Genomic DNA, 7,871 nt, shown 5'->3' with positions numbered 1-7,871 from the left:
GTGCGTAGTGACGTTCAGGAGTATCGTACTCAACGTGAGAAGTTGCGATTGTGATACCGCGCTCGCGCTCTTCTGGAGCGTTATCGATAGATGCGAAATCTTTAGCAACACCGCCGTACACTTTTGCAAGTGTAGTACAGATAGCAGCAGTTAGAGTTGTTTTACCGTGGTCAACGTGGCCGATAGTACCAACGTTTACGTGCGGTTTCGTACGTTCAAATTTTTCTTTAGACACAATCGTGTTCCTTCCTAGTTATGATTCGCCACGTTCATTATTGAGCGAGACGCGCCAGAAATTGCTATTTTATGCGCCAACTCTCGTTAGCGCAATATTTGGACGCATTGTTCTTTCAAAAAATGAAAAAAATGCGTCCCTTTTGTTTAACCACGCTCTGCAATGATTGCATTAGCAACATTTTTTGGCACTTCAGCGTACTCACTAAACTCCATAGAGTAAGAAGCACGACCTTGTGTCGCAGAACGTAAATCAGTTGCGTAACCGAACATGACAGACAACGGAACTTGTGCACGAATTATCTTCAGGCCAGCTGTCCCCTCGTCCATACCTTCGATGATGCCGCGACGACGGTTAATATCGCCAACAACGTCACCCATCCAGTCTTCTGGAGTAGTTACTTCAACTTTCATCATAGGCTCAAGCAAAACTGGTTGCGCTTCTAGTGCACCTGTTCTGAAAGCCATAGAGGCAGCGATTGTAAACGCCATCTCACTTGAATCTACTTCATGGTAAGAACCATCATATAGTGTAGCTTTGATATCCAAAACTGGATAGCCCGCTAATACACCATTGTTCATTTGCTCTTCAACGCCTTTAGCGACAGAGGTAATGAACTCTTTTGGCACGATACCATTGGCAATTTCATCTACGAAGACAAAGCCTTCACCGGCTTCTGATGGTTCCAGTTTCAGCCACACGTGACCGTACTGTCCTTTACCACCATGTTCGCGGATAAATTTACCTTCAGCTTTTGCTGTACCACGAATGGTTTCACGATAAGCAACTTGCGGATTACCAACGTTGCAGTTCACACTGAATTCACGCTTCATGCGGTCAACGATGATATCTAAGTGCAGTTCACCCATACCAGAGATTAGTGTCTGGCCAGTCTCGTCATCCGTTTCAACACGGAACGATGGATCTTCTGCCGCTAGCTTACCTAACGCGATAGTCATTTTATCTTGATCAGCTTGAGAGCGAGGCTCTACAACGATCTGAATAACTGGATCTGGGAATTCCATACGTTCAAGAACAATTTTATGGTTCTGATCACATAGAGTTTCACCAGTAGTAACATCTTTAAGGCCGATAATGGCTGCGATGTCACCTGCTCGTACTTCTTTTACTTCTTCACGCTTGTTTGAGTGCATTTGAACAATGCGCCCTAAACGTTCACGTTGTTTCTTCACAGAGTTGTAAGCTGTTTTACCGCTTTCAACAACACCAGAGTAAACACGGATGAAAGTTAAAGTACCAACAAATGGGTCTGTTGCAATTTTAAATGCTAGCGCTGAGAACGGTTCTTTGTCGTCTGCATGACGCTCTGCTTCGTTCTCGTCTTCATCGATACCTTTAATTGCAGGTACATCGACTGGAGAAGGAAGAAAATCAACAACTGCATCTAGAACAGCTTGTACACCTTTGTTTTTGAATGCACTACCACAAGTAGCAAGTACGATTTCATTATTAAGGGTACGAGTACGAAGACCTTGTTTGATTTCAGCTTCTGTTAGTTCACCTTCTTCAAGGTACTTATCCATCAGCTCTTCATTTGCTTCTGCAGCAGCTTCAACAAGTTCTGTACGATATTCTTCAGCCATTTCTTGCATGTCTGCAGGAATATCTTCGTACGTGAAAGTCATGCCTTGGTCAGCTTCATTCCAGTTAATCGCCTTCATCTTGATAAGATCGACAACGCCTTGGAAGTTTTCTTCAGCACCAATGTTCAGTTGAATTGGAACAGGAGTTGCGCCTAGGCGATCCTTGATCTGTTCAACTACACGCAAGAAGTCTGCGCCTGTACGGTCCATTTTATTAACGAAAACCATACGTGGAACTTGGTACTTATCAGCTTGACGCCATACAGTCTCTGACTGAGGTTCAACACCAGATGAGCCACAGAACACAACAACTGCACCATCAAGCACACGCAGAGAACGTTCTACTTCGATTGTGAAGTCAACGTGCCCCGGAGTGTCGATGATATTAATACGGTGGTCAGAGTACTGAGCTTCCATACCACGCCAAAACGTAGTAGTTGCTGCTGAAGTGATCGTAATACCGCGCTCTTGCTCTTGCTCCATCCAATCCATGGTTGCTGCACCATCGTGAACTTCGCCGATTTTGTGAGAAAGACCGGTATAGAACAGAATACGTTCACTTGTGGTTGTTTTACCTGCATCTACGTGAGCAACGATACCGATATTACGGTATTGCTCAATAGGAGTTTTACGAGCCACGGTTGAATCCTCTTATTAGAGACTTAGGGACTATTGCTATGTCTAGATTATGCGTTAAAAGCGATACTTCGCTAAAAAGTGCTTGCCCTAGAAATAGCAATAGTTCCTAGCATAAGCATAGGAACTAAAGAAGTGCTGCAAGGAAACTTGCAGCACTAAAAAGGTATTACCAGCGGTAATGTGCGAACGCTTTGTTTGCGTCAGCCATACGGTGAACGTCTTCACGTTTCTTAACCGAAGTACCTTTGTTCTCAGACGCGTCTAGCATTTCAGCAGCTAGGCGTTGAGCCATAGATTTTTCACCACGCTTACGCGCAGCTTCAACTACCCAACGCATAGCAAGAGCGTTACGGCGAACCGGACGAACTTCTACAGGTACTTGGTAAGTTGAACCACCCACACGGCGAGATTTAACTTCTACCGCTGGACGAACATTTTCAAGAGCTTCTTCAAATACAGCTAAGTGATCTTTACCAGATTTCTCAGCCATAACTTCTAGTGCAGTGTAAACAATCTTCTCTGCAGTAGATTTTTTTCCGTCAACCATAAGGATGTTAACGAATTTTGCCAGCAGCTCAGATTTGAACTTAGGATCTGGAAGGATCTTACGCTGGCCTATTACGCGACGACGTGGCATGGAATTTCTCCGTTGTCTTCTTCAGGTTTTTTCCAAAACTTTTCAGAATAATAAATAAATAGTGTTTGGCCTTACTTAACGCTTTCTTTTAAAAAAAAGACGCATTAAGACTTAGGACGTTTCACACCATACTTAGAACGACCTTTCTTACGGTCGTTAACGCCTGCACAGTCAAGTGCACCGCGAACAGTGTGGTAACGCACACCTGGTAAATCTTTAACACGACCACCACGGATAAGAACAACACTGTGTTCTTGAAGGTTATGACCTTCGCCGCCGATGTATGAAGTAACTTCAAAGCCGTTAGTTAGACGAACACGACATACTTTACGTAGTGCTGAGTTCGGTTTTTTTGGAGTAGTAGTATATACGCGAGTACATACACCACGTTTTTGTGGGCACGCTTCTAGTGCAGGCACGTTGCTTTTAACAACCTGCTTTACACGAGGAGTACGTACCAACTGGTTAATAGTTGCCATTAACTAGCTCCTGATTTACTTGAAAGTAAGCTTGATGAAAAATCTAGCCCTATTACACATAGTGTAAATAGGGACGCAAAATTCTATTCAGCAGTGGGATGTGTGTCAAGAAATATACAGATCTTTTTTAGCCGTCTAGAGCTCAGGATGGTCTTTTTTTAACCACACTGATAAAATGCAGCTACCAAGTGACTGATTTGTCGTTCAAAACAGTCAGTTTTACGAATCCATCGAAGTCCACTTGATCCAGGGTGCTTGAAGCAAGTTGTTGTAAACCTCGACTATAAAGATCTGTTTTTAATACCGACACATGTTTAACGGTGGAGATTTGATTGAATAACTCATGATTTGGAAGGCAAACATACACCGCATCTTCAACCAAAAGGATATGGTCCTTTTGTTGCGAGTACATCAATGCAAGCTTGAGTTTGTCTACTGATTTTACAATATGAAGCATAACGTTCCCTAGAAAGTCAGTATTTTTTGGCTCTGAGCTAACTTCTGCGTCAACTCATTCATTTCTAGCGCAGTCACATCGATCAGTAAGTTATCAGTCGAGAGACCAAACTGATTGAGGCTATGTTGACACACGTAAACCTGCTCGATGTCGTAGAGGTCCATAAGCTTGAATGCAGAAATATAGTCACGTGATAAGGATTCATCAGGCTGTTGCGCTTTGAGAAGCTGTGTAACGCCATCACCGACAAAGAATACGCTGATGTCTTCACTGTAAGCTGAAGCCGCTAACAATGCGTCTAGCCCTTCCCTACCTGCAGCCGTTGTATGAGGAAAGCTGTTAAATATAAATGCTAATGTGCTCAAAACTGGACAACCCTATCTTGCGTCAGAAGTGCTTCAGATAAACTCCCTAAGCCTGCTTGGGTAAACCCTGTCGCCAAGTTAGAGGCAATTAATTGATGTTGCGCCGCTTCTTCAGTGCTGATAACTCCACGCCTTAGCGCAGCAGCAACACATGTCTCTAGGCTAACATTGTGCTCGTCCGCCAGTTTTTGCCAAGCGGCAGCTAAGTCAAATTCATCATTAGCCGGCACAGTAATGCCAGAGCCATTACTGACGCCGTCTTGATAGAAGAACACACTGTGAAGTTTGTGGCCCTGTTTCAATAGAGCCACAGCAAACTGATAAGCACTTCTTGCGGATTGTGACCCGTAAACGGGTCCATTAACTAAGAGTGTATAGCTTAACAACCCTCTTCATCCTCTGTTTTACGTTGACGGATGTACAAGTACACTGTGTGCTTAGAGATATTCAATCGCTCAGCAACGCGGTTAATCGCGTCTTTGATGTCGAAAATACCTTTGTCGTATAGCTCCATCACGATTTGGCGATTTTTGGTGTTGTTCGATACAGATTTGTCTGCATTGATTTCTTCAATCGTGCGTTCAACCGTTTGATCGACAAGTTCTTCAACATCACTAGCAAAGTTAACAGATGACGCAGCTTCGTCCGCGTCTTGCGTAGGCATGAAAGATTGCAGCACTTGTGAGAATGGCGCATCTAAGTTCACGTTAATACACAGTAAGCCAATCACTCGGTCTTCACCATTGCGGATAGCAACCGTGATCGACTTCATTAGTACCCCGCCTTTAGCGCGAGTAAAATATGAACGAGAGAAGTTACGCTTAGAACCTTCAATATCTTTCAACATCTTCAATGCGAGATCAGTGATCGGCGAACCAACCTGACGACCTGTATTTTCGCCGTTGGCAATTTTAATCGCAGAAGTATTGAGGTCTTCTAAAGAGTGTAAAACGATTTCACAAAACGGACCGATAAGACTCGCAATACCGTCAACAACGGCCTCATAAGATCTTAGAATGATTTTATCGTGTTCACTGAATGGCATAACGTGGACTGATTCCATTTCAAGTAACACATCTGCATTGACTGTTTCTGTAGTAGTCACTTATTCCTTACCTTCGTGTGAAAAATCAACAAATTTATGTAAGTTTATCAGAAAATTTTAATTGCACACCTAGCTAACATTGCAACTAGTGATTTAGAACAAGTTTAAAAATCAAATACTCACCTTCAAATCATAAAAAAAGCCTAACTCAAAGTTAGGCTTTTTATTCAATCAACGTATTTTAGAATAAAACTTTTAGCTGATATTACTGAGCAGGAGCCGCTTCAGCGTTATCAATTTTAAGTAATTCAACTTCGAATACTAGCGTTGAGTTAGCAGGGATAGTCGGTGTGTCTTGCTCACCGTATGCTAGCTCTGGCGGGATAACGAACTTGTACTTAGAACCAACTTGCATCAGTTGTACGCCTTCAGTCCAGCCTGGGATTACGCGGTTTAGTGGGAATGTTGCTGGTTCGCCACGATCGTAAGAGCTGTCGAACTGAGTACCGTCGGTTAGCGTACCTTTGTAGTGTACTTGAACGGTATCAGTGTCTTTTGGAGAAGCACCTTCACCAGCCGTCATTACTTGGTAAAGTAGACCAGATTCAGTTTGCTTAACGCCTTCAGTTTTAGCGAACTCAGCACGGAAATCATCACCGGCTTTCTTCACTTCTGCAGATTTTTCTGCCGCTTGTGCTTGCATTGTTTCAGCAACACGCTTGTCTAGAGCTTCAAGAGCTGCGCGAGTTTCTTCTTCGTTAAGTGCTGTTTTCTCTGCGAATACGTCTTCGATACCTTGAAGAACCATATCTTTGTCTAGGTTAATGCCTAGCTCGCTTGGCTTATCAATGCTTGTGCTTAGGTAGTTCGCGAAAGATACACCGATTGCGTATGCCGCTTTGTCATCTTCTGTTTTAAAGTTTACTGCTGCAACTTTAGCTTCTTCTACCTGTGGAGCTTCTGCCTTTGGTTCTTCTTTCTGACAACCAACTGCTAGCATAACCGTTGCGGCAAGCAGTGATACTTTTAAAACTGATTTCATTGAATTCTCCAATTAATGGCCAAGCCATTGGTTATTGTGCACAAATCTAATGATTAGATTGGTGTGAATACGTTAGTTATAACAATATACTAGTCATATGTCTTTCGACACAAACCGGATTATTAGATGTGATGCGAATATTTTTCCACTCATTGCTATGTACGATTGTCATCACCTTGTTAAATGGTTGCTTTTTCTTTCAAGATGATGAGCAACGTTGGGAAATTGAACCCAATGGTGCCACCAGCTTTGCCCTAAGCAGAGATGGACGTTTCGCCCTGCTCTACTCTCAGCAAAAACAACTGTTACTCTGGGATCTTGCCCAGAACAAAGAACTGGCTCAGCTTGGTCCACAAGATCAATCCGAAAATCAAGTATCGCGTATTCGCATCTCTGACAATGGTCGCTTTGCCATTACCGCCAGTCAGATGAATTTCGCCGTTTGGGACTTATCTTGGACACAAGCTGAAGGGCTATGGTCGATTTCCGATGGCTTAATTCGCGATGTTGATATCTCTAGCAACGGTGAAAAAGTACTGCTGGGCCTATCTAATGGCAAAGCTATCTATGTGGACTTAGTCACCGGACGCCGTCTGGAGTTCCTCGCTCACCGAGAAAAAGTTAATTCCGTCTCCCTATCTTCGAATGGGCGCTACGCATTATCAGGCGGTAACGACTATAAAGCTTACCTTTGGGATACCGAATCAGGCTTGGTATTGCGTACATTCGAGCACGAACAAAGAGTCGTACGAGTTGCCTTACAACGAGATGGAGAGCTAGCTTTTACCTCCGATGGAGGGAATCAAGCGATGATCTGGGATCTTGAGACAGGTGAACCTCAAGCTCAATTGCAGAGCTGGTCTCGACAGCTAATTTTCTCCAGTGCTCGCTTTTCTGATGACGGCAGTATGTTGGTAACAGGTACGCCATCTAGCCAAGTGAGCGTGTGGAGTACTCAAGATGGTAAACGCATTTCTCGCCACGACGCCGAGCCATTAAAAGATGCTCGCCCTCCTCGTGCGGTAGTGTATGATGCAGCCTTTGATGATAAGAACCGTGTGATATCGGGCACCTCTGCGGGCATTGCCCAAGCTTGGAATGTGGATTAAGAACGATGACAGAAAAGCGAGTTGAACAATTAGAAAGCCGCGTGAATGACCTAGAATGTCAGTTGGCTTTCCAAGAGCAAACCATTGAAGAACTTAATGAAGCGCTTAGCCAACAACAGATGTTGATCACGAGAATGCAAGACCAGATGAAGTTCGTGGTTGGCAAAGTAAAAAATATGGATGGCTCAAACCTCGCTGACGCATCAGAAGAGACGCCACCCCCACACTATTAAGTGCGGTTTAAAGATAACGAATTAAT

At 43.7% G+C, this 7,871-nt stretch carries 11 protein-coding genes; 2 read left to right on the top strand and 9 right to left on the bottom strand.

Annotated elements, in window-relative coordinates:
* The 9 genes from AB6E08_RS01320 to fkpA all read right to left on the bottom strand — a co-directional run.
* The coding region (locus AB6E08_RS01320; protein WP_372159598.1) for a GTP-binding protein at window positions 1-235 on the bottom strand (235 nt) is incomplete at its 3' end.
* A 146-nt stretch (window positions 236-381) separates the two neighbouring features.
* A complete protein-coding gene (gene fusA / locus AB6E08_RS01315; RefSeq protein WP_012604915.1) occupies window positions 382-2,478 on the bottom strand; it encodes an elongation factor G in 2,097 nt (698 codons plus the stop codon).
* A 166-nt stretch (window positions 2,479-2,644) separates the two neighbouring features.
* Window positions 2,645-3,115, bottom strand: a complete 471-nt coding sequence (gene rpsG, locus AB6E08_RS01310) for a 30S ribosomal protein S7 (protein ID WP_012604916.1) — start codon at window positions 3,113-3,115, stop codon at window positions 2,645-2,647.
* A gap of 104 nt (window positions 3,116-3,219) precedes the next feature.
* Complete coding sequence (gene rpsL, locus AB6E08_RS01305) at window positions 3,220-3,594, bottom strand: 30S ribosomal protein S12 (RefSeq protein WP_012604917.1); 375 nt, start codon at window positions 3,592-3,594, stop codon at window positions 3,220-3,222.
* A gap of 181 nt (window positions 3,595-3,775) precedes the next feature.
* Window positions 3,776-4,051: a sulfurtransferase complex subunit TusB gene (tusB, locus tag AB6E08_RS01300; RefSeq protein WP_009848936.1), complete on the bottom strand. Its 276-nt coding sequence runs from the start codon at window positions 4,049-4,051 to the stop codon at window positions 3,776-3,778.
* 8 nt (window positions 4,052-4,059) lie between these two features.
* Window positions 4,060-4,416, bottom strand: coding sequence for a sulfurtransferase complex subunit TusC (gene tusC, locus AB6E08_RS01295; protein WP_017096568.1), 357 nt, complete (start codon window positions 4,414-4,416; stop codon window positions 4,060-4,062).
* Window positions 4,413-4,802 carry a sulfurtransferase complex subunit TusD gene (tusD, locus tag AB6E08_RS01290; protein WP_009848934.1) on the bottom strand — a complete coding sequence of 130 codons (390 nt, stop codon included), beginning with the start codon at window positions 4,800-4,802 and terminating at the stop codon, window positions 4,413-4,415. Before tusD ends, tusC begins: the two co-directional genes overlap by 4 nt.
* Window positions 4,796-5,521 (bottom strand): transcriptional regulator, encoded by a 726-nt coding sequence (locus tag AB6E08_RS01285; protein ID WP_004729851.1) that lies wholly within the window; start codon window positions 5,519-5,521, stop codon window positions 4,796-4,798. The genes tusD and AB6E08_RS01285 overlap by 7 nt, the downstream gene beginning before the upstream one ends.
* A 205-nt stretch (window positions 5,522-5,726) precedes the next feature.
* Window positions 5,727-6,503 (bottom strand): FKBP-type peptidyl-prolyl cis-trans isomerase, encoded by a 777-nt coding sequence (gene fkpA / locus AB6E08_RS01280; RefSeq protein WP_004729852.1) that lies wholly within the window; start codon window positions 6,501-6,503, stop codon window positions 5,727-5,729.
* A gap of 131 nt (window positions 6,504-6,634) precedes the next feature.
* Here fkpA and AB6E08_RS01275 point away from each other — a divergent pair, with 131 nt between their 5' ends.
* On the top strand, window positions 6,635-7,612 hold the full coding sequence (locus AB6E08_RS01275) for a WD40 repeat domain-containing protein (protein ID WP_372064571.1): 978 nt from the start codon (window positions 6,635-6,637) through the stop codon (window positions 7,610-7,612).
* 5 nt (window positions 7,613-7,617) lie between these two features.
* Window positions 7,618-7,845 (top strand): SlyX family protein, encoded by a 228-nt coding sequence (locus AB6E08_RS01270; RefSeq protein ID WP_009848930.1) that lies wholly within the window; start codon window positions 7,618-7,620, stop codon window positions 7,843-7,845.
* Window positions 7,846-7,871: the final 26 nt, after the last annotated feature.

This window comes from Vibrio sp. 10N.247.310.24, assembly GCF_041467175.1.
Taxonomy (GTDB): domain Bacteria; phylum Pseudomonadota; class Gammaproteobacteria; order Enterobacterales; family Vibrionaceae; genus Vibrio; species Vibrio tasmaniensis_A.
The sequence above is the reverse complement of the archived record's forward strand: the minus strand, read 5'-3'. Positions and strand labels throughout refer to the sequence as shown.

Coding starts and splice junctions, on each gene's coding strand:
- rpsG (WP_012604916.1), bottom strand. CDS start 3,115: ATGCCACGTCGTCGCGTAATAGGCCAGCGTAAGATCCTTCCAGATCCT.
- tusB (WP_009848936.1), bottom strand. CDS start 4,051: ATGCTTCATATTGTAAAATCAGTAGACAAACTCAAGCTTGCATTGATG.
- rpsL (WP_012604917.1), bottom strand. CDS start 3,594: ATGGCAACTATTAACCAGTTGGTACGTACTCCTCGTGTAAAGCAGGTT.
- AB6E08_RS01275 (WP_372064571.1), top strand. CDS start 6,635: ATGCGAATATTTTTCCACTCATTGCTATGTACGATTGTCATCACCTTG.
- fkpA (WP_004729852.1), bottom strand. CDS start 6,503: ATGAAATCAGTTTTAAAAGTATCACTGCTTGCCGCAACGGTTATGCTA.
- AB6E08_RS01270 (WP_009848930.1), top strand. CDS start 7,618: ATGACAGAAAAGCGAGTTGAACAATTAGAAAGCCGCGTGAATGACCTA.